Origin of the sequence: Streptomyces sp. YPW6 (assembly GCF_018866325.1) — a bacterium.
Lineage (GTDB): Bacteria > Actinomycetota > Actinomycetes > Streptomycetales > Streptomycetaceae > Streptomyces.
Window position 1 is genome coordinate 4,795,192 of record NZ_CP076457.1, and the last position, 21,410, is coordinate 4,816,601.

Sequence of the window (21,410 nt, forward strand, 5' to 3'; positions counted from 1 at the left end):
GCATCAGGATGTGAATAGTTTTCCACCGTCGCGAGGAGGCACCGCCATGTCAGGACCCCGCCCCGTACGGGCACCGCGCGGCAGCGCACTGACCGCCCTGGGATGGCAGCAGGAAGCCGCCCTGCGCATGCTGCAGAACAACCTCGACCCCGAGGTCGCCGAGCACCCCGACAAGCTCGTCGTCTACGGGGGCACGGGCAAGGCGGCCCGCGACTGGCGCTCGTTCGACGCGATGGTCCGCACGCTGGAGACGCTCAAGCAGGACGAGACGATGCTCGTCCAGTCCGGGCGGCCCGTCGGCGTCATGCAGACCCACGAGTGGGCGCCCCGCGTGCTCATCGCCAACTCCAACCTGGTCGGCGACTGGGCCAACTGGGAGGAGTTCCGCCGCCTGGAGCAGCTGGGCCTGACCATGTACGGCCAGATGACCGCCGGGTCCTGGATCTACATCGGCACCCAGGGCATCCTCCAGGGCACCTACGAGACCTTCGCCGCCGTCGCCGCGAAGAAGTTCGGCGGGACGCTGGCCGGAACGATCACCCTGACCGCCGGACTCGGCGGTATGGGCGGCGCCCAGCCGCTCGCCGTCACCATGAACGACGGCGTCGCGATCTGCATCGACGTCGACCCGCGCGCCATCGAGCGCCGCATCGAGCACCGCTACCTGGACGTGCGGGCCGACAGCCTGGAGCACGCCCTCCAGCTCGCCGTCGAGGCCCGCGACGCCCGCCGCCCGCTCTCCATCGGCCTCCTCGGCAACGCGGCCGAGCTGCTGCCCCGGATGCTCGCCGAGGGCGCGCCGATCGACATCGTCACCGACCAGACCAGCGCCCACGACCCGCTCGCCTACCTGCCGCTCGGCGTCGACTTCGACGACATGGCCGCTCTCGCCGCCGAGAAGCCCGCCGACTTCACCCAGCGCGCCCGCGTGTCGATGGCCCGCCACGTCGAGGCCATGGTCGGCTTCATGGACGCCGGCGCCGAGGTCTTCGACTACGGCAACTCCATCCGCGGCGAGGCCCAGCTTGCCGGGTACGACCGCGCCTTCGACTTCCCCGGCTTCGTCCCCGCCTACATCCGCCCCCTCTTCTGCGAGGGCAAGGGCCCCTTCCGCTGGGCGGCCCTCTCCGGTGAGGCCTCCGACATCCACAAGACGGACAAGGCGATCCTGGACCTCTTCCCGGAGAACGAGTCGCTGCACCGCTGGATCAGGATGGCCGGCGAGCGGGTCCACTTCCAGGGCCTGCCCGCCCGGATCTGCTGGCTCGGCTACGGCGAGCGCGACAAGGCCGGCGAGCGCTTCAACGACATGGTCGCGAGCGGCGAACTGGCCGCTCCGCTGGCCATCGGCCGCGACCACCTCGACTGCGGCTCGGTCGCCTCCCCGTACCGCGAGACCGAGGCCATGCTCGACGGCTCCGACGCCATCGCGGACTGGCCGCTGCTCAACGCCATGGTCAACGTCGCCTCCGGCGCCTCCTGGGTCTCCCTCCACCACGGCGGCGGCGTCGGCATGGGCCGCTCCATCCACGCGGGCCAGGTCTCCGTCGCCGACGGCACGAAGCTCGCCGGCGAGAAGATCCGCCGCGTCCTGACGAACGACCCCGGCATGGGTGTCATCCGCCACGTCGACGCCGGCTACGACATCGCGGAGTCCGTCGCCGCGGACAAGGGCGTACGCGTCCCGATGACGGAGGGCAACTGATGCCGTCGGGCACCCCCGGCACCCCCGCACCGGCCGGGCGCGCCTCGGGGCGGGGAGCGGCCGGTGGCGACGGGCCCACGCCGCCCGGCCCGGGTCGGCAGCCGTGGCGCGCCGGTGACTCCTTCCTCTCGATGTGGCGGGAGCTCGCTCCCGTCGGACGCCACCCCGACAGCGGCGGCTACCGGCGCTACGCCTGGTCGGCGGCCGACCGCGACTGCCGGGCCTGGTTCCGTGCGCAGGCCGAGGCGCGCGGTCTCGCGTACGAGACCGACCGCAACGGCAACCAGTGGGCCTGGCTCGGCGACCCTCTGGCCGGGGACGCCGTCGTCACCGGCTCCCATCTGGACTCCGTCCCGGACGGCGGGGCCTTCGACGGCCCGCTCGGAGTGGTGTCCTCCTTCGCCGCGCTCGACGAACTCCACCGCAGGGGCGCGGAGTTCACCCGGCCGCTGGCCATCACCAACTTCGGTGACGAGGAGGGCGCCCGCTTCGGACTGGCCTGCGTCGGCTCCCGGCTCGCCGCCGGACAGCTCACCGTCGCCGACGCCCACCGCCTGCGGGACGCGGACGGGACCACGCTGCCCGCCGCCATGGAGGCGGCCGGACACGACCCCGCGACCATCGGTCCCGACCCGGAACGGCTCGCCCGGATCGGCGCGTTCGTCGAACTCCACGTCGAGCAGGGCCGCGCCCTCGACCTGACCGGCGACCCCGTCGGCATCGCCTCCGCCATCTGGCCGCACGGCCGCTGGCGGTTCGACTTCCGGGGCGAGGCCAACCACGCGGGCACCACCCGGCTCGTCGACCGCCGCGACCCGATGCTCACGTACGCCGAGACCGTGCTCGCCGCCCGCCGCGAGGCCGACCTGACCGGAGCGCTCGCCACCTTCGGCAAGATCGCGGTCGAGCCCAACGGGGTCAACGCCATCCCCTCCCTCGTCCGCGGCTGGCTCGACTCCCGCGCCGCCGACCAGGCCACCCTGGACGCCGTCGTCACCGGCGTCGAGCGCGCCGCCCGGGAGTACGCCGAGCGGGCCGGGATCGACCTCGACGTCGTGCGCGAATCGTTCACGCCCGTCGTCGAGTTCGAGCACGCCCTGCGCGACGAACTGGCGAAGATCCTGAAGGGCTCCGGCGACACGGGGCGCCCCGTGCCCGTCCTCGGCACCGGCGCGGGCCACGATGCGGGTATCTTGTCCGCCTCGGTGCCCACCGCCATGCTCTTCGTACGGAACCCCACCGGCATCTCGCACTCACCCGCCGAGCACGCCGCCGAGGACGACTGCACGGCCGGGGTCGAGGCGCTCGCCGACGTACTGGAAGGTCTCGCGTGCAGCTGACACCACGGACGGCGGGCGCTCCCGTCACCGCGTCCTACTGGATGGAGCACGCCTGGCTCGGCACGCACGTCGAGCCGGGCGTCGTCCTGGACGTCGCGGACGGCCGCATCGCCGGGATCAGGACCGGGGCCGGGGCACCGCCGCCCGGCGCGACCGCGCTGCGCGGCCTGACCCTCCCCGGCCTCGCCAACACCCACTCCCACGCCTTCCACCGGGCCCTGCGCGGCACCGTCCAGGTGGGCACCGGGACCTTCTGGACCTGGCGCGAGCTGATGTACCGCACGGCGGCCGAGCTCACCCCGGACACCTACTTCGACCTGGCCCGCGCCACGTACGCCGAGATGGCCCTGGCCGGCATCACCTCCGTCGGTGAGTTCCACTATCTGCACCACGCCCCCGGCGGCACCCCCTACGCCAATCCGAACGCCATGGGCGAGGCGCTCATCGCGGCCGCCGCCGAGGCCGGGATCCGGATCACCCTGCTGGACACCGCCTATCTCGCCGCCGGATTCGGGGAGCGGCCCAACCGGCACCAGCTGCGCTTCTCCGACACGACCGCCGAGGCATGGGCCGAGCGCGCCGCCCTCCTCAAGGGCGACGACCACACGCTGATCGGCGCGGCCGTCCACTCCGTCCGGGCGGTCCCGGCGGACCAGCTGGCCACCGTGGTGCGGTGGGCCGAGGAGCGCGAGGCCCCGCTCCACGTCCACCTCTCGGAGCAGACGGCGGAGAACGACGCCTGCCGGGCCGCACACGGCCGCACCCCCACCCGGCTGCTGGCCGACCACGGGGTCCTCGGCCCGCGCACCACCGGCATCCACAACACGCACCTGACCGAGGCGGACATCCAGCTGCTGGGCTCCTCGGCGACGGGCACCTGCATGTGCCCCACCACCGAACGCGACCTGGCCGACGGCATCGGCCCCGCCGCCGCCCTCCAGAAGGCGGGCTCGCCGCTCTCGCTGGGCAGCGACAGCCACGCCGTCATCGACCTCTTCGAAGAGGCGCGGGCGATGGAGCTCAACGAGCGGCTGCGCACCCACATCCGCGGCCACTGGACGGCCGCCGCCCTGCTCCGGGCCGCCTCCGCCGACGGGCACGCCGCACTGGGCCGCCCCGACGCGGGCGTGCTGGAGCCGGGCGCCCCCGCCGATCTGACCACCGTCGCCCTGGACTCCGTCAGAACGGCGGGACCGGCGCCCCGACTGGCAGCGGAGACCGCCGTATTCGCCGCCTCCGCCGCTGATGTGCGGCACACGGTCGTGGCGGGGCGGCACATCGTCCGCGACGGCCGTCACACGCGGATCGAGGACGTGCCCCGGGCGCTGGAGACGGCTGTCGCCGCCCTGCACGGCTGAGCGCAGGACCCCGCCGCCCCGCACCACCGCTCCCGGGTCCCCGGGCACCCCCGGACCTGCCGGAGTCCCGGGCAGCCCGGGACCTGCCGGAGTCCCGCGCAGCCCCGGACCCGTCGGCCCCTTCGGAACGCAAGGAGAACACGCTCCAGATGACGACCACCGCCGTCACCCACATCGCCAGCCTGGTCACCAATGACCCCTCCCTCGGCAACGGGACCCCCCTGGGCCTGATCCAGGACGCGGCCGTCGTCATCGAGGGCGACCGCATCGTCTGGACCGGTGAATCCAGCAAAGCACCCGCCACTGACAACGTCCTCGACGCGGCCGGCCGCGCGGTGATCCCGGGCTTCGTCGACTCCCACTCCCACCTGGTCTTCGCGGGCGACCGCACCCAGGAGTTCAACGCCCGCATGTCCGGGCAGCCCTACCGCGCGGGCGGCATCCGCACCACTGTCGCCGCCACCCGGGCCGCCACCGACGAGGAGCTGTCCGCCAACGTCGCCCGCTACCTCGCCGAGGCCCTGCGCCAGGGCACCACCACCTTCGAGACCAAGTCCGGCTACGGCCTCACCGTCGAGGACGAGGCCCGCGCCCTGCGCGTCGCGGGCCGTCACACCGACGAGGTCACCTACCTCGGCGCCCACATCGTGTCCCCCGACTACGCCGACGATCCCGCCGGATACGTCGACCTGGTCACCGGCCCGATGCTGGAGGCCTGCGCCCCGCACGCCCGCTGGATCGACGTCTTCTGCGAGCAGGGCGCCTTCGACGGCGACCAGGCCCGCGCCATCCTCACCGCGGGCCGTGCCCGGGGGCTGCACCCGCGCATCCACGCCAACCAGCTGAGCTACGGCCCCGGTGTCCAGCTCGCCGTCGAGCTCGACGCCGCGTCGGCCGACCACTGCACCCACCTCACCGACGCGGACGTCGACGCGCTCGGCCAGGGCAGGACGGTCGCCACACTGCTCCCGGGGGCGGAGTTCTCCACCCGCGCCACCTGGCCCGACGCCCGCCGCCTCCTCGACGCCGGGGCCACCGTCGCGCTCTCCACGGACTGCAACCCCGGCTCCTCCTTCACCTCGTCCATGCCGTTCTGCATCGCGCTGGCCGTTCGTGACATGGGGATGTCCCCGGACGAGGCGATCTGGGCGGCCACCGCGGGCGGAGCCGCGGCCCTGCGCCGTAACGACATCGGCCGGATCACCCCGGGCGCCCGCGCCGACCTGGTCCTCCTCGACGCCCCGAGCCACGTCCACCTCGCCTACCGCCCCGGCGTCCCGCTGGTCAGCGCGGTGTGGCGGAGCGGGGAGCGGGTGGCGTAGGTCCCGGGCGGGGCGGGGCAGGGCCCCCTGCCCCGCCCCGCCCCGACACGCGGAAGGACCCGCTCCCGGCGATCCGGGGCGGGTCCTTCCGCGGTGCTTCACGGCCCCGGAGCCCCGTGGCGGGGCGGCGGGCCGGGTGAGGTGGCTCACTCGTCCAGGGTCAGACCCTTGCGGAGCTTGGTCAGCGTGCGGGAGAGCAGCCGCGAGACGTGCATCTGCGAGATGTTCAGCTCCTCGCCGATCTCCGACTGCGTCATGTTGCTGACGAAGCGGAGCGAGAGGATCATCCGGTCCCGGGCGGGCAGCGCGGCGATCAGCGGCTTCAGCGACTCGACGTACTCGATGCCTTCGAGCCCGTGGTCCTCGTAGCCGATACGGTCCGCGAGGGCGCCCTCGCCGTCTTCCTCCTCGGGCTTGGCGTCCAGCGAGCTCGCGGTGTACGCGTTGCTCGCGGACATGCCCTCGACGACCTCGTCCGGGGTGATGCCGAGACGCTCGGACAGCTCCGCCACGGTGGGCGCGCGGTCCAGCTGCTGGGAGAGTTCGTCGCCGGCCTTCGCCAGGTCGAGCCGCAGCTCCTGGAGCCGGCGCGGCACGCGCACGGACCAGCTGGTGTCACGGAAGAAGCGCTTGATCTCGCCGACGATCGTCGGCATCGCGAAGGTGGGGAACTCCACACCGCGGCTCAGCTCGAACCGGTCGATCGCCTTGATCAGGCCGATGGTGCCGACCTGGACGATGTCCTCCATCGGCTCGCTGCGGGAGCGGAACCGGGAGGCCGCGAACTTGACGAGCGCGAGATTCAGCTCGACGAGGGTGTTGCGGACGTAGCTGTACTCGGGAGTGCCCTCGTCGAGGGACTCCAGACGCTCGAAGAGCGTCTTCGACAGGGCCCTGGCGTCCAGAGCGCCCACTTCGGCGTAGGGCGGGATCTCGGGAAGCCCTTCGAGCCCTTCGAGCCCGTCAAGGCCCTCGCCGGAGAAGTCTGAGGTGATGCTGGTGCCGGCGCGCGGGCCGGGGACGGCTCTCGCGGCGGGGGAGTCGGAATTGGTCGGTCCCTGAGGACATGCCGACGACGCGTTGTGGGTACGCGCTCCGTCGAGCCGGGGTGACATGGTTCTCCTCCATCGTTCTCGGCATATGGCTGCCGATGCCCATACGTGTTCCTGCGGTGAAGCGGCGCCTCCAAAGCCGGTCGCATTTTTGGTGTCCCTCTACCCATACCCGGTCTTGACCAGCAGTGACAAGCGCCAATTGCTGCTATATGTCCGGTTTGTTGAGGTCTCCGACTACCGTGTGGCGTTCGGAACGCGTACTGTTTTACGCACGTCGGCGGCAGCTACGCATACAGCCGCACAGGCAGTGACGCGAACAGTGACGAACGGCGAAGAGGGACAGGCATGGACCGCGGGACGGTCGGCAGTGCGAACCGGGGTCGACTTCAGGTCGAGGCCCGGACCGAGGGGCGCAGCGAGGTGGTGACCCCGGTGGGTGAGCTCGATCACCACACCGCGGATCTGCTGCGCGAGCCCCTGGAGAATGCGGTCGAGCAGGGGCGTTCGCGCCTGGTGGTCGACTGCTCCCGGCTGAATTTCTGCGATTCCACCGGGCTGAACGTGCTGCTCGGCGCCCGCCTCAAGGCGGAGGCGGCCGGCGGAGGCGTTCATCTGGCCGGAATGCTGCCTGTCGTGGCAAGGGTCTTCGAGATCACGGGGGCGGAAGCGGTCTTCACCGTCCACGCCACTCTCGAAGAGGCCCTGGCCGCCTGACCCGGCGCGGCCGTGCGGCCGCCGGCATCCCTGGTGTCGGCTGTGTCGTGCAATCGTGTGCCTCAAGTGGGTGTTGTTGCGACATGGCAGGGCAGGAGACACCCCGGCGGTGCCCCGCAAGGGCTCCGGCACACTCGGTAACTGATCACTATCTGTTCAACGGCGACATGGCGACATGGCGAATCGGTGAGGTGAAGCGCTGATGAGCACCACCCGGCAGCATCCGCCGGGCGACCTCGGTCGCGAGCCGGACGAAGCGGGCGCAGCCTCGCCCGTCCCGGCCGAGCGGCAGTGGCGCACCCTCTCGCTCGCGCAGGCCAGCGGCATCGTTCCGACGGCCCGGGACTTCGCCCGGCAGACGCTGCACGACTGGGGCTGGCTCCCGGCGTCCACCGCGGACCGCAGGGCCGCCGCCGAGGACGTCCTGCTGGTCGTCTCCGAGCTGGTGACCAACGCCTGCCTGCACGCGGAGGGCCCCGAGGAGATCCGGATCGGCCGCACCCCCAAGGGGCTGCGGGTGGAGGTCGTCGACCGGGGCGCCGGGCAGCCCGCACCCCGTACGCCGCACCGCGCGGGCCGCCCCGGCGGGCACGGCATGTTCATCGTGCAGCGCCTCTGCCTCGACTGGGGTGTACTGCGTGCGCCGGACGCCCCGGGCAAGACCGTCTGGGCGGAGCTCGCCGCTCCCGCCTAGGACCTGCCGGAGCCGCCCTGCCGATCAGGGCCCGGTCCGGCCGAGCGGCCCCGGGCCCGCCCCCCCTCACCCGCACCACCGCACCGAAAGAGCGCGCCGGATCGGCGCGCTCTTTGTCTTCCCTCCATCAGGCCCCGGGCGTACCTTGAGCGCCCAATCTGATGTGCCGTCAGCAGTGCGCGCCCGTACGGGTCGTGGCGCGCGGCGACGTCCGGCAAGAGGGGAACACGAGGTGCCGAACCGCAAACGGACGACTCTCGCGCTGGCGGCCGCGCTGGCGGGCCCGATCGTGGTCGCGGGCGCGCCTGCCGCGTACGCCGAGGTCGTGGACGTCAACTACCAGTGCGTGACGCCCATCGGGCCCAAGGGGGCGGTCTCGCCCATCGACATCAAGGCCGTCAGGAGCGGTGACGGCCACAAACTCACGATGTCCTTCCGGAAAGGCGTCTCCTCCAGCCCGGTCGAGCTGGGGAAGGGGGCCATGAACCCGAGCGCCGTGATCGAGCTGGGCGGCGCGGAGACGGGCAGGGTCCAGGTCTCCGGCCCGGCGAACACCGAGGCGATTCCCGCCAACACCCCGATCAGGATCAGTGACTTGTCGGGGACGTACACACCGAAGAAGAGCGGCAAGGTCACCTTCACCGCTGGGGTCCTCACCATCAAGGCCCTCGGTACGACCACCACCTGTACGCCCAAGAACAGCCCCGGCCCGTCCCTCGAACTCGACGTCCAGGGGGCGGGAGGTTCGCCGGGCGGCGGCTCCACCGGGGGATCGACCGGCGGGTCCACGGGCGGCGGCTCCACCGGCGGTGCCTCGACAGGCGCGTCGGGCGGCGGGGAACTGCCCCGCACCGGCCCGCTGGACTCGGCGGCGGCGCTCGGCACGCTCGGCGGCACCGTGCTGCTGACGGGAGCGGCCGGAGTGCTCTGGCTGACCCGGCGCGGGCAGCGCTCCACAGGCTGACCACGGCCCGTGCGGTCGTGCGGTCGTGTGGCCCGTGCGTTCCGTGCGGTCGCACGGCCGGTGGCCTGCGGAACGACCCCGGCCGTCCGTACGCGCGTACGGACGGCCCGCACGGCAGCGCCATCGCCGCCGGAAGGCAGAGGAGCCCCCATGTCGCCACCCACCTCGCACCGGTGCCGTGCGCTGCCCGTCCTCGTGGCGGCGCTCGCCGCGCTGCTGTGCGGGCTCGCGCCCCCGGCCGCCGCCGACGGTCCGGCCGGATGGACGGCCCGTCCCGCGGGCGGCACCGGCCAGGACGCCCGGCCGTACGTCTATCTGGAGGGCGCGCCCGGAACGGTCCTCCAGGACCGCCTCGCGGTGACCAACTCCGGCCGGACCCCGCTGACCGTACGGCTCCGGGGCGACGGCCGGGCCGGGGCCTGGATCAGGTTCGCCGAGGACACCGTCAGCGTCCCGGCCCGGACCCGCGCGGAGGTGCCGCTCGCCGTCACGGTGCCGCCCGACACGGTTCCCGGTGACGCCTCCGGGGCGGCCGTGGCCGTCGGCGGCGGCGAGGAGATCCGCGTGCCGGTCCGGGTCCGCACCGTCGGCCCGACACTGGCGGCGCTCAGTGTCGAGGACGTCGAGATCTCCGGCGGGAGCATCCGGTACACCCTGGTCAACCGGGGCAACGCGATGCTGAGGCCCCGGCTGGCGGTGCGGGCCGAGGGGGTGTTCGGCACGCTGCTGGACCGCCCGGAACGCCCTCTGCCGCTGGAGCTGGCCCCGGGACGGAAGGCCGAGCGGACCGAACCCTGGCCCGACGCACCGGCGTTGGACGCGGTCACCGTACGGCTGCGGGTCACCGCGTCGGGCGGTGTCCGGGACGAGGCCGAGGCGTCGGCGACGTACATCCCGGTGGCCCCGGCCGTCGGCGCCGGGCTGCTGGTCCTCGGCGGCCTGGCCGCGATCGCCTCCGGCGCGTACCGGCGACGGCGCACCGGGCGTGCGGCCCCGCAACCGCCCCCGGACACGGGGTCCTCGGCGCGGCCCCAACCCCGTGAGCGGACCGGCCCTCCGGCGGAGCCGGGCCCTGGGGCGGAGCCGGGAGGCAGGGCGAAGGAGGAAAGCCCGGTGGAGCCGGGACGTACGGCGAAGGAGGAAGGCCCGGTCGGGTCGGGACGCACGGCGATGGCGGAACGCCCGGTGGAAACCGAACCGTTGCTGAAGGCGGGAGCGAAGACGTGACGCGGCAGCTCGGACCCGAAGCCTCTCGCCCCACCCGGCGGACCCGGCACCCGTCGACCCGGCCGACCGGGCCCCTGCCCACCCGGCCGACCGAACCCCGGCCCCTGACCGCCCTCCCGGCACTCCTCGCACTCCTCTGCGCCCTCTCCGCCCTCTCCGCTCTGTTCGTCCTGAACGCGCCGGGCGCGCGGGCGGCCGAGGGTGACCCTGCTGTCAGCCTCTCCAAGAAGGAGGCGGGCAAGGGCGGGGCGATCACCGTGAGCGGCAGCGGCTGGCGGCCCGATGCGCTGCTGATGCTGCTGATCTGCGGTCAGTCCACGCCCGAGCGGGGCGTCATCGGCGGCACCAACTCCTGCGCGAACGCCGACGGCCGGGCTGTCACGACCGACAAGAAGGGCGCCTTCAGCAAGAAGCTGCCGGTGAGCGAACCGCCGAAACCGTGCCCCTGTGTGGTGCACGTCGTCACGGTGACGGGTGAACAGGAGCTGGTCGACGCGGTGTTCACGGTGGCGGGCCACCCCACGGCGGATCTCCCGCGGCAGAGCGGCGACGGGAGGCTCGCGGTACTGGCCACCACCAGCCTGGAGGGCGACAGCTCCCTGCTCACCTGGTTCGGGGCCCCGCCCGCCCGCCGGCTCGTCCTCACCGTGGGCAATCCCGGGTCGGCCCCGGTCACGGACCCCGTCTTCGAGATCGGCACCGCGCACGGCGTCTACGCCCCGCAGTGGGAGGAGCGACCGTGGCGCGGCACGGTCCCGCCCGGTGGCAGGGCGCGGATCGAACTGCCGGTCGAGCTGTCCGCGGGCGCGCACGGCGACTACCAGGTCTCCCTGCGGTACGGGGACAAGGTGCTGGCCGAGCAGCCGTGGGGGGTGGGCCGGCCCTGGGGCGTCACGCTCTTCTGGATCCTGCTCTGCGTGGTCGTCCCGGCGGCGGTCTTCCGTATCGGCATGGCGGTCGTGGACAAGGTCCGGCCCCGCCCCGCCGGCGCCCACCGCATGCGGAGACCGAACGCGGCCCCCACCGCGACCTCCAGCGTCTCCACGAACCCGGACACGACGGCCAGCAAGGCGACCACCAACGCGACCACGAGCGCGGCCACCGCCGCGCTGCCGTGGTTCACCCCGGATTCCGCACCGTCCGAGAACCGACCCCGACCCACGACGAAGGGACAAGCGTGAGAACGCAACGGAGGATGAGCGCGGCGGGAGTCGCGCTGATGCTCGGCGGCGCGGGCATCCTGATGGCCGCGAGCCCGGCCCGGGCCGCCGAGGTCAGTTATGCGACGGAGTGCGTTCCGCCGCCGATCTCGGGGCTGCCCGCCGTGCAGGGCACCACGAAGGTGGAGCTGACCGCTCCGGCCGAGGCGAAGGTGGGCGACGAGATCGAGGTCGTCTGGAAGACGGTCGAGGCCGCGTCCAAGAACCCGGACGTGCTGGACCTGGGTGCGGACACGGTCAAGCCGACCGGAACCGTCACCCTGGGCGGTGCGGCGAGCGGCGAACTGAAGCTGGAGGGCCCTCGGCAGAATCCGCCGATCCCCAAGAACAGCCCCATGGTGCTGCCCGACATGAAGGGCACGCTGAAGCTGGAGAAGGCCGGAGAGATCACGCTGACGCCGGGCGCTTACAAGATCAACGTGTCCAGGCCGATCTCCACGGACACCAAGTGCGCGCCGACCGAGGAGGTGCGGCCGGGCGCCACCATCAAGGTCACCGACGGCAGCGGCTCCACCACGGGCGGCACGACCACCGGCGGCACGGACTCCGGCGGAACCACGTCCGGGGGCGGCACGGACTCCGGCGGAACCACCACCGGCGGAACCACCACCGGCGGAACGGACTCCGGCGGCACCACGACGGGCGGTTCGGACAGCGGGGGCACGACCAGCGGCGGCACGGACAGCGGGGGCGCCAGCAGCGGCGGTGCGGACTCCGGAGGCACCGCTTCCGGGGGTGGTGACGGCGGAAGCACCGGCGGCGGAGGCGGCGCGACCGACTTCCCCGGCAAGGAGGTGTCCGTCGCCTATGCGTGCAAGACCCCCATCGGGGACAAGAACGCCACCTCACCGGTCCGGATCAGCGCCAGGAAGAGCGGCGGCGACTACGACCTGACGGTGAAGTTCAGCAAGTCCGTGATGGACAGCCCGATCGACATCCCGGCCGGCCAGGTCAAGCCGTCCATGGAGGTCCGGCTCGGCGGGGCGGACCAGGGCACGGTCGCGGTCGAGGGGCCGTTGAACAAGGAGGTCATCAAGACCGGCGCCCCGATCGAGATCCCCGATCTCACCGGCACGTACAAGCCCGGCGCGAGCGGGAAGTCCACGCTCAGCCCCGGCGTCCTCACGGTGATGGCCGCCGGTACGACGACCACCTGCACCCCGCCCGCCGACGTGGCCGTCTCCCTGGAGCTGGACACCTCCGCCCAGCCGGGCGGCGCGTCCGGCGGCAGCGGAAGCGGCGGCGCGGCCGCCTCGGGCGGAGCCGCGGCGTCCGGCGGCGGCACGGACTCGGGCGGCGGCCTGGCCGCCACCGGCGCCGAGGACGGCGGTGCGCTGAGGGCGCTCGGCCTGGTCGCCGGCACGGCGATCCTCCTGGGCGGCGCGGTGTTCACGTTCACCCCGTGGCGGAGGCTGCTCGGCCCGCGTTGAGCGCGGGCCGCGAGCTTGGACCGGGCCGCTGCCCGGTCCAAGCTCAGAACTAGCTCAATTCGCCCACTACGCCTTGCTCGAACAAGATCGATAAGGCTAGGTTCCTCAGGTATCTCTTCGCAGGAGCGAAGGGAAGGGTCTGGGTGCGGCGTTCACCGGCAGGCTTGACCACCTGCCGGCGCCGCGCTGCTGGAGAAGAGGAACATCATGAAGGTGACCTGGGGGAAGAAGGCTGTGACGGGCGTGCTCGCCGGCCTGCTGGTGACGTCCGGGCTGTCGCTCGCCACCGCGGCGCCGGCCGCCGCGGCCGGTGCGAAGTACACCTGCAAGGCCACGCCCAGCCTCTCGCTGGGGCGTCCGGTCTCGACGTCGTCCTGCAAGAAGTCGTCCAAGGGGAAGGCCGTCAAGAAGCACCGCGCCGTGCTCGTGTGTGACGTGGTGCGCGGCCGCGGCGCCGAGCACACCATCCCGTGGACGGTGTTCGGCGACTGGAAGAAGCCCGGTGAGAAGTCCTCGGTGAAGTGCGGGTTCAGCAGCTTCCTGCGCAGCGTCAAGGTCGAGACCAAGAAGTAGTCGGGCCCCGGAAGCGCCGGCTTGACGGCATACGGCAGCGGGTCCGCACGAGAGCTTTCTCGTGCGGACCCGCTGCCGTATGTACGTCCCTGGGGGAGTTACTTCACGCCGCCCATGAGGGCGCGGATCTTGCGGCCCGCCACCATGAAGGCGATACCCGCGGCCACCGCCACGCCCGCCTGCAGCGTGTAGTACGCAGCGTCGCCCAGCGGAGCGTTGAGCTTCGTGGTCCAGCCGTTCAGGGCGTTGCCCGTCGAGGTAGCCAGGAACCACAGACCCATGATCTGGCCGACGAACATCTTCGGCGCCAGCTTCGTGGAGAGGGACAGGCCGACCGGGGAGAGGCACATCTCACCCATGGTCTGCGCCAGGTAGACCGCGAGCAGCCAGAACACGGTGACCTTGCCGGTGTCGCTGTTGGCCGCGGCGGCGCCCGCCAGACCCATGATGCCGAAGGAGCCACCGATGAGAAGCATCGCCAGGGCGAACTTCATCGGGGTGCTGGGCTCGCGGTTGCGCGTGGCCAGCTTGACCCAGAGCGCGGCGAAGATCGGAGCCAGGATGATGACCATGGCCGGGTTGACCGACTGCAGCCAGGAGGCCGGGAACTCCCAGCCGCCGATGAAGCGGTCCGTCTTGTTGTCCGCGAAGATCGTCAGCAGCGAACCGGACTGGTCGTAGATCATCCAGAAGAGCACGGCGGTGATGAAGAACCACACGTACGCCTTGATCTTCGGCCGGTCCTCCTTGGTCAGCGCCGGGTCCCGGAAGATCGTGATGAAGTAGACGACCGGCACGACGACGCCCAGCACGGCCAGGACGTTGACGATGTGCTCGATGTCGTACGTGCCCAGCGCCAGGTCGATCAGCAGCGCGGCGACCGCGATGCCGGCCCACAGGGCGACCTTGCGCAGCGTCTTCCGCCGCTCCTCGGGGGAGATGGGCTTCGCGGGCAGCTTGCCGACGTCGCCGAGGTGCTTGGAGCCGATCGCGTACTGGATCACCGCGAAGGTCATACCGACACCGGCGACACCGAAGCCGAGGTGCCAGTTGACGTGCTCGCCGAGGTAACCGACCAGCAGCGGGGCGGCGAGGCCACCGATGTTGATGGCCATGTAGAAGAGCGTGAAGCCGGCGTCACGGCGGGCACTGGGCTGGCCCTGGTAGAGGCCGCCGACCATCGCCGAGATGTTCGGCTTCAGCAGGCCCGTACCGGCAGCGATCAGTGCCAGGCCGATGAAGAACGCGATGTCGCTCGGCAGTGCCAGGGTGAAGTGGCCCAGCGCGATGATGATCCCGCCGACCAGAACGGCCTTGCGGGCGCCCCAGAGACGGTCGGCGACCCAGCCGCCGGGCATCGCGGCCATGTAGACGACGGCGTTGTAGACACCGTAGATGGAGGCGGCGAGCGCCTCCCGGCCCTCAAGGGGGCCGTCGAGCACAGCGGCCACCAAGTACAGGGTGAGGATGGCGCGCATCCCGTACCAGGAGAAGCGTTCCCACATCTCCGTCATGAACAGGGTGGCCATACCGCGGGGGTGGCCGAAGAAGGTCTTCTCGCCGGAACTCGGCGAGTCCTTCGTCAGGCTGGACGCCATGGTCGATCCTTGCTGGTCGGGACGCGCCGCCTCGTGAGCGGTACGCGCCCGGTGGGGGGCAGCCGGCACCGGCGCGGCATGCCCCGTCCCCACGCCTGAGGGGACGTGCTCCGGGCGGCCGGGCTCCTGGCGGGGGCTCGGCGGCGGAGCGGGGAAGAACCGCGTCGGGATCCACACCCGGGGCGCGTTCTCGTGCTCCGGGCCCGGCTCACAGGTCATTCACTCTGAGCGGGCCGGCGAGCACCGGCCCCGCACACAAAAGGGACCCTTGGCGTTCATGGCTGCCCAAAGGTCCTTGAGTAGTGCAACAGGCGTCGGGACACCATACGACACGACACGGCAGGATATGAAAGGACTTGAGAGATGGATCACAGGTCCTGATGGAACCAGACTCCCATATTCCAAGGTCTCCGGCCGCTTTGTGGCGCTGACCCGCAGGTGACGCCGCGGGCCTCACCGCGAGCCCCCCGACCGGACTACCATCAGCCCATGACCCTTGTACTGCTCGCCGAGGACGACGCATCCATCTCGGAGCCACTGGCCCGCGCACTGCGTCGGGAGGGTTACGAGGTCGAGGTCCGCCAGGACGGTCCGACCGCGCTCGACGCCGGACTCCAGGGCGGAATCGACCTGGTCGTCCTCGACCTGGGGCTGCCCGGGATGGACGGCCTCGAAGTCGCCCGCAGGCTCCGGGCCGGCGGCCACGCCATCCCGATCCTGGTGCTGACGGCCCGCGCGGACGAGGTCGACACGGTCGTCGGCCTGGACGCGGGCGCCGACGACTACGTCACCAAGCCCTTCCGGCTCGCCGAGCTGCTCGCCCGGGTCCGCGCCCTGCTGCGCCGCGGTGCCGCCGAGCCCGTGCAGCAGCCCGCCACCCACGGCGTCAGGATCGACGTCGAATCGCACCGTGCCTGGATGGGTGAGGAGGAACTCCAGCTCACGGCCAAGGAGTTCGACCTGCTGCGGGTTCTCGTCCGGGACGCCGGCCGGGTCGTCACCCGCGACCAGCTGATGCGCGAGGTCTGGGACACCACGTGGTGGTCCTCCACCAAGACCCTCGACATGCACATCTCCTGGCTGCGCAAGAAGCTCGGCGACGACGCCGCCAATCCGCGCTACATCGCCACCGTCCGGGGCGTCGGCTTCCGGTTCGAGAAGAGCTGACGTACGAAGCTCCCATGCGCTCTGAGAACCGTCCCCACGGCCCCCTGAGGCGGCGGGCATGCGCCGCCGGCTGATCAACTCCACGCTCGCCGTGGTGCTCGTCGTCGTCGCCGTCTTCGGCGTCTCGCTGGTGATCGTGGAGACCCGCACCATCAGCGCCAGCGCCCAGGAGAGCGTCGAGTCCGAGGCGCTGCGGCTGATCAGCGTGGTCGACAGCCGGCTGCTGGGGGAGGAGACGATCAACTCCGGCGTGCTGGCCGAGCAGATCGACCCGGCCCGGTTCGCGCTGATCGAGATCCCCGGCCGTGAGCCCATCGCCGTCGGCGAACGCCCCGAGGGCAGCGTCCTGCGCGCCACGGAGACCGGCGAGAGGGGGGAGAAGGTCGTCGTCGAGGAGTCCCGTTCGGCCGTGACCCGCGAGGTCGGACGCACACTCCTGATCATCGGCGCGGTGGCGCTGCTGGCGATCGTCTCGGCCGTGCTCCTCGCCGTACGCCAGGCCAACCGGCTGACCTCCCCGCTCACCGACCTCGCCGAGACCGCCGAACGCCTCGGCTCCGGGGACCCCCGCCCGCGCCACAAGCGGTACGGGGTGCCCGAGCTGGACCGCGTCGCGGACGTCCTGGACTCCTCCGCCGAGCGGATCGCCCGGATGCTGACCGCCGAGCGGCGCCTCGCCGCGGACGCCTCGCACCAGCTGCGGACCCCGCTGACCGCGCTCTCCATGCGGATCGAGGAGATCTCCGTCACCGACGACCCCGAGACGGTCAAGGAGGAGGCGAACATCGCCCTGACCCAGGTCGAGCGCCTCACCGACGTCGTCGAGCGGCTCCTGACGAACTCCCGCGACCCGCGCACCGGCTCCGCCGTCGTCTTCGACCTCGACGAGATCATCAAGCAGCAGATCGAGGAGTGGCGGCCCGCCTACCGCTCCACCGGCCGGGCCCTCGTCTGCTCCGGCAAGCACGGGCTGCGGGCCGTCGGAACCCCGGGGGCGGTCGCCCAGGTCCTGGCGGCGCTGATCGAGAACTCCCTCATGCACGGCGGCGGTACCGTCGCCCTGCGCACCCGCGTCACCGGCAACCAGGTCGTCGTCGAGGTCACCGACGAGGGGCCCGGCGTCCCCGCCGAACTCGGGGCGCGGATCTTCGAGCGGACCATCAGCGGCCGCAACTCCACCGGCATCGGCCTGGCCGTCGCCCGCGACCTCGCGGAAGCGGACGGCGGGCGCCTGGAACTGCTCCAGCAGCACCCGGCGGTCTTCGCACTCTTCCTCAGCCGCGTCCCGGTCGAGCGCAGACCCCCTGAGCGCCCGGTGCGCTGAGCAGTGCGGGGCCCCTGAGTGCTCGGTGCGCTGAGCAGTGCGGGCCCCTGAGTGCCCGGTGCGCGCTCGACGGCGACGACGCGGCGCGTCAGTTCCGTACCGGATCGCGCTCTACGGTCTCCGTGGGCCGCCGCTGTTCCAGAAACCGCTCCGCGGGGCGGGCGGCCTCCTCGGCGGAAGGGGTCTCGGCGGGGAGGGCCTTGAAGACCCACGTCCGGTAGGACCAGAAGCGGAAGAGGGTCGCGAGCCCGATGCCCAGGATCTTGAAGACGTTGCTCTGGACCGGGCTGTTCCAGTCGAAGCCGTACGTCGCCAGGTAGAGCACGCCGTTCTCGATCACCGCGCCCGCCGCGCTGAACAGCAGGAAGAGCGTCAGCTCGCGGGTCCGGCCGGTCTTGTCGCGGTCCCGGTAGGTCCAGTAGCGGAAGCCCACGTAGTTGCACAGGATGGCGACGAAGGTCGCCAGCACGCTCGCCCGGACGACCTGGAGGTCGGTGGCGTGCCGGAGCAGGTTGAAGACCGCGATGTTGACCAGCAGCCCCACCGCGCCGACCGCGCCGAACTTGGCGACCTCCCGGGCCAGCAGATCAAGCCGGGCCCGCAGTGCGCCCCGTTCGCTCATGGTGATCGCCCAGTCCGTCCGTTCGATGGCGTCGACGGTTCCGTCAACCCGGCCATGCTAACCAGCCCGCCCGTGGGCCGCCCGTGCCTCAGCGGGGCGGCCGCTGTGCGCCCATCCGTACGGCCGTCCGGGGACCACCGGCGCGGCGGATACCCTGGGTACGTGACGTTCCCGGTAGTCGGCATGGTCGGCGGCGGTCAGCTCGCCCGCATGACCCACGAGGCGGGTATCCCCCTCGGCCTGAAATTCAAGCTGCTCAGTGACACTCCCCAGGACTCGGCGGCCCAGGTGGTGAGCGAGGTCGTCATCGGCGACTATCGCGACCTGGAGACCCTGCGCGCCTTCGCGCGCGGCTGCGACGTGATCACCTTCGATCACGAGCATGTGCCGACCGAGCATCTGCGCGCCCTGGAGGCGGACGGCATCCCCGTGCGCCCCGGCCCCGATGCCCTGGTCCACGCCCAGGACAAGGGGGTGATGCGCGCCCGGCTCGCGGAGATCGGCGCCCCCTGCCCCCGTAACCGCATCGTGAGCGACCCGGCCGACGCCGCCGCGTTCGCCGAGGAGGTCGGGGGTTTCCCCGTCATCCTCAAGACCGTGCGCGGCGGGTACGACGGCAAGGGCGTGTGGGTGGTGCGCTCCGAGGCGGACGCCGCCGACCCGTTCCGCGCGGGCGTTCCGGTCCTCGCGGAGGAGAAGGTCGACTTCCTGCGGGAGCTGGCGGCCAACATCGTCCGCTCGCCGCACGGCCAGGCCGTCGCCTACCCGGTCGTCGAGTCCATCCAGGTCGACGGGGTCTGCGACACGGTGATCGCCCCGGCCCCGGACCTCTCCGAGGAGCTGGCCGGCGGGGCCCAGCAGCTCGCGCTGCGCATCGCCGCCGAGCTGGACGTCGTCGGCCACCTCGCGGTGGAGCTGTTCGAGACCCGTGACGGCCGCATTCTCGTCAACGAGCTGGCGATGCGCCCCCACAACTCCGGCCACTGGACCCAGGACGGCGCGATCACCTCGCAGTTCGCCAACCACGTCCGGGCCGTCCTCGACCTCCCGCTCGGCGACCCGCGCCCCCGCGCCCCCTGGACGGTCATGTGCAACGTCCTGGGCGGCGACTACCCGGACATGTACCAGGGATACCTGCACTGCATGGCCCGCGACCCCCAGCTCAAGATCCACATGTACGGCAAGGACGTGAAGCCCGGCCGCAAGGTCGGGCACGTCAACACCTACGGCGACGATCTGGCGGACGTGCGGGAGCGCGCCCGGCACGCGGCCGACTACCTGCGAGGAACGATCACCGAATGACTTCCCCCTCCGCCCAGGCGCCCGTGATCGGCATCGTGATGGGCTCGGACTCCGACTGGCCCGTCATGGAGGCGGCGGCCAAGGCGCTGGACGAGTTCGAGATCCCGTACGAGGTCGACGTCGTCTCCGCCCACCGCATGCCGCGCGAGATGATCGCGTACGGCGAGGAGGCCGCGGGCCGTGGCCTGAAGGCGGTCATCGCGGGCGCGGGCGGAGCCGCCCACCTGCCCGGGATGCTGGCCTCGGTCACCCCGCTGCCGGTCATCGGCGTACCGGTGCCGCTCAAGTACCTGGACGGCATGGACAGCCTGCTCTCCATCGTCCAGATGCCCGCGGGGGTCCCCGTCGCCACCGTCTCCGTCGGCGGAGCGCGCAACGCGGGCCTGCTCGCCGCCCGCATCCTGGCCACGCAGGACCCCGCGCTCCAGGAGCGGATGAAGGAGTTCCAGCAGGAGCTGAATGACCAGGCCACGGAGAAGGGCAAGCGACTGCGCTCCAAGGTCCAGGGCTCGGACTCCTTCGGCTTCGGAAAGTAGGGAACGGTCGATGGACCACGTGCAGCGCGCCCGCGAACTCCTCGCGGCCCACCCCGTCGTCGACGGTCACAACGACCTCCCCTGGGCCCTGCGCGAACAGGTCGGCTACGACCTCGACGCCCGGGACATCGCCGCCGACCAGCGCGGCCTGCTCCACACCGACCTGAACCGGCTGCGGGCCGGCGGTGTCGGCGGCCAGTTCTGGTCGGTGTACGTCCGCACCGATCTCACCGGGGACGCGGCCGTCAGCGCCACCCTGGAGCAGATCGACGTCGTCGGCGAGCTCATCGCCCGCTACCCGGCGCATCTGCGCCGGGCGCTCACCGCCGACGACCTGGAGAAGGCCCGCGCCGAGGGCCGGATCGGCTCCCTGATGGGCGCCGAGGGCGGCCACTCCATCAACAACTCGCTGGGCACCCTGCGCGCCCTGCACGACCTGGGCGTCCGCTACATGACGCTCACCCACAACGACAACATCGACTGGGCCGACAGCGCCACGGACCTGCCGCGCCTCGGCGGGCTCTCCGCCTTCGGCCACGAGGTCGTCCGCGAGATGAACCGCATCGGCATGCTGGTCGATCTCAGCCACGTCGCCGACGGCGTCATGCGCGACGCGCTCGCCACCAGCACCGCGCCGGTGATCTTCTCGCACTCCTCGGCCCGTGCCGTCTGCGACCACCCGCGCAACATCCCCGACGACGTCCTGGCGGCCCTCCCGGCCAACGGCGGTGTCGCGATGGCGACCTTCGTCCCGAAGTTCGTGCTGCCCGAGGCGGTCGCCTGGACCCTGGCCGCCGACCGCAACATGCGCGAGCACGGGCTGCACCACCTCGACACCACCCCGGTCGCGATGCGCATCCACGAGGACTTCGAGGCGGCCCACCCGCGCCCCGAGGCCACGGTCGCCACCATCGCGGACCACCTCGACCACATGCGCGCGGTCGCGGGCATCGACCACATCGGCATCGGCGGCGACTACGACGGCACGGCGTTCACCCCGCGCGGCCTGGAGGACGTCGCGGGCTACCCGAACCTCATCGCCGAACTGCTGCGACGGCACTGGTCCGAGGGCGACCTCGCCAAGCTGACCTGGCAGAACTCCGTACGGGTGCTGCGCGACGCGGAGGCCGTGGCGCGCGCCGAGCAGAGCGTGCGCGGCCCGTCCCACGCGACGATCACCGAGCTGGACGGCTGACGCCCGCCGGCCGCTCCTCCCGCCGCCCACCCCCGCGAACGGTCCCCCGGACCGGAGGCGAACG

General features: G+C 72.2%; 19 protein-coding genes. 16 read left to right on the plus strand and 3 right to left on the minus strand.

Annotated features, from left to right (window positions below):
• The first annotated feature begins 46 nt into the window (after positions 1 to 46).
• The 4 genes from hutU to hutI all read left to right on the plus strand — a co-directional run bounded on the left by hutU (position 47) and on the right by hutI (position 5,725).
• Positions 47 to 1,705 carry a urocanate hydratase gene (hutU, locus tag KME66_RS21305; protein ID WP_216324871.1) on the plus strand — a complete coding sequence of 553 codons (1,659 nt, stop codon included), beginning with the start codon at positions 47 to 49 and terminating at the stop codon, positions 1,703 to 1,705.
• 131 nt (positions 1,706 to 1,836) lie between these two features.
• Positions 1,837 to 3,045: an allantoate amidohydrolase gene (locus tag KME66_RS21310; protein WP_216329528.1), complete on the plus strand. Its 1,209-nt coding sequence runs from the start codon at positions 1,837 to 1,839 to the stop codon at positions 3,043 to 3,045.
• Entirely contained in the window at positions 3,036 to 4,403 is a 1,368-nt protein-coding gene (locus KME66_RS21315) for a formimidoylglutamate deiminase (RefSeq protein WP_216324873.1), read from the plus strand. The genes KME66_RS21310 and KME66_RS21315 overlap by 10 nt, the downstream gene beginning before the upstream one ends.
• Before the next feature lie 149 nt (positions 4,404 to 4,552).
• On the plus strand, positions 4,553 to 5,725 hold the full coding sequence (gene hutI, locus KME66_RS21320) for an imidazolonepropionase (protein ID WP_216324875.1): 1,173 nt from the start codon (positions 4,553 to 4,555) through the stop codon (positions 5,723 to 5,725).
• Positions 5,726 to 5,871: 146 nt separating this feature from the next.
• On the opposite strand, the gene KME66_RS21325 is transcribed toward hutI, so the two are convergent.
• Positions 5,872 to 6,840 carry an RNA polymerase sigma factor SigF gene (locus KME66_RS21325; RefSeq protein WP_216324878.1) on the minus strand — a complete coding sequence of 323 codons (969 nt, stop codon included), beginning with the start codon at positions 6,838 to 6,840 and terminating at the stop codon, positions 5,872 to 5,874.
• Between the two features lie 285 nt (positions 6,841 to 7,125).
• On the opposite strand from KME66_RS21325, the gene KME66_RS21330 reads away from it, so the two are divergent.
• The 7 genes from KME66_RS21330 to KME66_RS21360 all read left to right on the plus strand — a co-directional run bounded on the left by KME66_RS21330 (position 7,126) and on the right by KME66_RS21360 (position 13,602).
• On the plus strand, positions 7,126 to 7,494 hold the full coding sequence (locus tag KME66_RS21330) for an STAS domain-containing protein (protein ID WP_073225532.1): 369 nt from the start codon (positions 7,126 to 7,128) through the stop codon (positions 7,492 to 7,494).
• Positions 7,495 to 7,696: 202 nt separating this feature from the next.
• Entirely contained in the window at positions 7,697 to 8,188 is a 492-nt protein-coding gene (locus KME66_RS21335; protein WP_073225534.1) for an ATP-binding protein, read from the plus strand.
• Positions 8,189 to 8,420: 232 nt separating this feature from the next.
• Positions 8,421 to 9,152 carry a peptidase gene (locus KME66_RS21340; protein WP_216324880.1) on the plus strand — a complete coding sequence of 244 codons (732 nt, stop codon included), beginning with the start codon at positions 8,421 to 8,423 and terminating at the stop codon, positions 9,150 to 9,152.
• A 150-nt stretch (positions 9,153 to 9,302) separates the two neighbouring features.
• A complete protein-coding gene (locus tag KME66_RS21345; protein ID WP_216324881.1) occupies positions 9,303 to 10,379 on the plus strand; it encodes a hypothetical protein in 1,077 nt (358 codons plus the stop codon).
• Positions 10,380 to 10,453: 74 nt separating this feature from the next.
• The gene (locus KME66_RS21350) at positions 10,454 to 11,560 is read left to right on the plus strand and encodes a hypothetical protein (protein WP_216329530.1); all 1,107 of its coding nucleotides are present in this window, start codon (positions 10,454 to 10,456) and stop codon (positions 11,558 to 11,560) included.
• A 14-nt stretch (positions 11,561 to 11,574) separates the two neighbouring features.
• The gene (locus KME66_RS21355) at positions 11,575 to 13,029 is read left to right on the plus strand and encodes a hypothetical protein (RefSeq protein ID WP_216324883.1); all 1,455 of its coding nucleotides are present in this window, start codon (positions 11,575 to 11,577) and stop codon (positions 13,027 to 13,029) included.
• 207 nt (positions 13,030 to 13,236) lie between these two features.
• Positions 13,237 to 13,602 (plus strand): hypothetical protein, encoded by a 366-nt coding sequence (locus tag KME66_RS21360; protein WP_216324885.1) that lies wholly within the window; start codon positions 13,237 to 13,239, stop codon positions 13,600 to 13,602.
• A gap of 98 nt (positions 13,603 to 13,700) precedes the next feature.
• On the opposite strand, the gene KME66_RS21365 is transcribed toward KME66_RS21360, so the two are convergent.
• Positions 13,701 to 15,200 carry a peptide MFS transporter gene (locus KME66_RS21365; protein WP_216324887.1) on the minus strand — a complete coding sequence of 500 codons (1,500 nt, stop codon included), beginning with the start codon at positions 15,198 to 15,200 and terminating at the stop codon, positions 13,701 to 13,703.
• Between the two features lie 489 nt (positions 15,201 to 15,689).
• Between KME66_RS21365 and KME66_RS21370 the strand changes: the two genes are divergently transcribed.
• Together KME66_RS21370 and KME66_RS21375 are read left to right on the plus strand one after the other, a co-directional pair.
• Entirely contained in the window at positions 15,690 to 16,367 is a 678-nt protein-coding gene (locus KME66_RS21370; RefSeq protein ID WP_216324889.1) for a response regulator transcription factor, read from the plus strand.
• 58 nt (positions 16,368 to 16,425) lie between these two features.
• Positions 16,426 to 17,691, plus strand: coding sequence for an ATP-binding protein (locus tag KME66_RS21375; RefSeq protein WP_073225544.1), 1,266 nt, complete (start codon positions 16,426 to 16,428; stop codon positions 17,689 to 17,691).
• A gap of 88 nt (positions 17,692 to 17,779) precedes the next feature.
• Here KME66_RS21375 and KME66_RS21380 read toward each other — a convergent pair whose 3' ends face one another.
• Complete coding sequence (locus KME66_RS21380) at positions 17,780 to 18,313, minus strand: GtrA family protein (protein WP_073225546.1); 534 nt, start codon at positions 18,311 to 18,313, stop codon at positions 17,780 to 17,782.
• A 162-nt stretch (positions 18,314 to 18,475) separates the two neighbouring features.
• Here KME66_RS21380 and KME66_RS21385 point away from each other — a divergent pair, with 162 nt between their 5' ends.
• Genes KME66_RS21385 through KME66_RS21395 form a run of 3 tightly spaced genes read left to right on the plus strand, consistent with a single transcriptional unit; the run spans position 18,476 to position 21,346 of the window.
• Positions 18,476 to 19,615 carry a 5-(carboxyamino)imidazole ribonucleotide synthase gene (locus KME66_RS21385; RefSeq protein ID WP_216324891.1) on the plus strand — a complete coding sequence of 380 codons (1,140 nt, stop codon included), beginning with the start codon at positions 18,476 to 18,478 and terminating at the stop codon, positions 19,613 to 19,615.
• A complete protein-coding gene (purE, locus tag KME66_RS21390; RefSeq protein ID WP_216324893.1) occupies positions 19,612 to 20,151 on the plus strand; it encodes a 5-(carboxyamino)imidazole ribonucleotide mutase in 540 nt (179 codons plus the stop codon). Before KME66_RS21385 ends, purE begins: the two co-directional genes overlap by 4 nt.
• A 10-nt stretch (positions 20,152 to 20,161) precedes the next feature.
• Entirely contained in the window at positions 20,162 to 21,346 is a 1,185-nt protein-coding gene (locus tag KME66_RS21395) for a dipeptidase (RefSeq protein WP_216324895.1), read from the plus strand.
• Positions 21,347 to 21,410: the final 64 nt, after the last annotated feature.

Bases quoted from the DNA above. Each gene is read 5' to 3' on its own strand.
- KME66_RS21310 (WP_216329528.1), top strand. From the start codon at position 1,837: ATGTGGCGGGAGCTCGCTCCCGTCGGACGCCACCCCGACAGCGGCGGC.
- KME66_RS21360 (WP_216324885.1), top strand. From the start codon at position 13,237: ATGAAGGTGACCTGGGGGAAGAAGGCTGTGACGGGCGTGCTCGCCGGC.
- KME66_RS21325 (WP_216324878.1), bottom strand. From the start codon at position 6,840: ATGTCACCCCGGCTCGACGGAGCGCGTACCCACAACGCGTCGTCGGCA.
- KME66_RS21355 (WP_216324883.1), top strand. From the start codon at position 11,575: ATGAGCGCGGCGGGAGTCGCGCTGATGCTCGGCGGCGCGGGCATCCTG.
- KME66_RS21370 (WP_216324889.1), top strand. From the start codon at position 15,690: ATGACCCTTGTACTGCTCGCCGAGGACGACGCATCCATCTCGGAGCCA.
- KME66_RS21395 (WP_216324895.1), top strand. From the start codon at position 20,162: ATGGACCACGTGCAGCGCGCCCGCGAACTCCTCGCGGCCCACCCCGTC.
- KME66_RS21380 (WP_073225546.1), bottom strand. From the start codon at position 18,313: ATGAGCGAACGGGGCGCACTGCGGGCCCGGCTTGATCTGCTGGCCCGG.
- KME66_RS21365 (WP_216324887.1), bottom strand. From the start codon at position 15,200: ATGGCGTCCAGCCTGACGAAGGACTCGCCGAGTTCCGGCGAGAAGACC.
- KME66_RS21375 (WP_073225544.1), top strand. From the start codon at position 16,426: ATGCGCCGCCGGCTGATCAACTCCACGCTCGCCGTGGTGCTCGTCGTC.
- hutI (WP_216324875.1), top strand. From the start codon at position 4,553: ATGACGACCACCGCCGTCACCCACATCGCCAGCCTGGTCACCAATGAC.
- KME66_RS21345 (WP_216324881.1), top strand. From the start codon at position 9,303: ATGTCGCCACCCACCTCGCACCGGTGCCGTGCGCTGCCCGTCCTCGTG.
- KME66_RS21330 (WP_073225532.1), top strand. From the start codon at position 7,126: ATGGACCGCGGGACGGTCGGCAGTGCGAACCGGGGTCGACTTCAGGTC.
- KME66_RS21335 (WP_073225534.1), top strand. From the start codon at position 7,697: ATGAGCACCACCCGGCAGCATCCGCCGGGCGACCTCGGTCGCGAGCCG.
- purE (WP_216324893.1), top strand. From the start codon at position 19,612: ATGACTTCCCCCTCCGCCCAGGCGCCCGTGATCGGCATCGTGATGGGC.
- hutU (WP_216324871.1), top strand. From the start codon at position 47: ATGTCAGGACCCCGCCCCGTACGGGCACCGCGCGGCAGCGCACTGACC.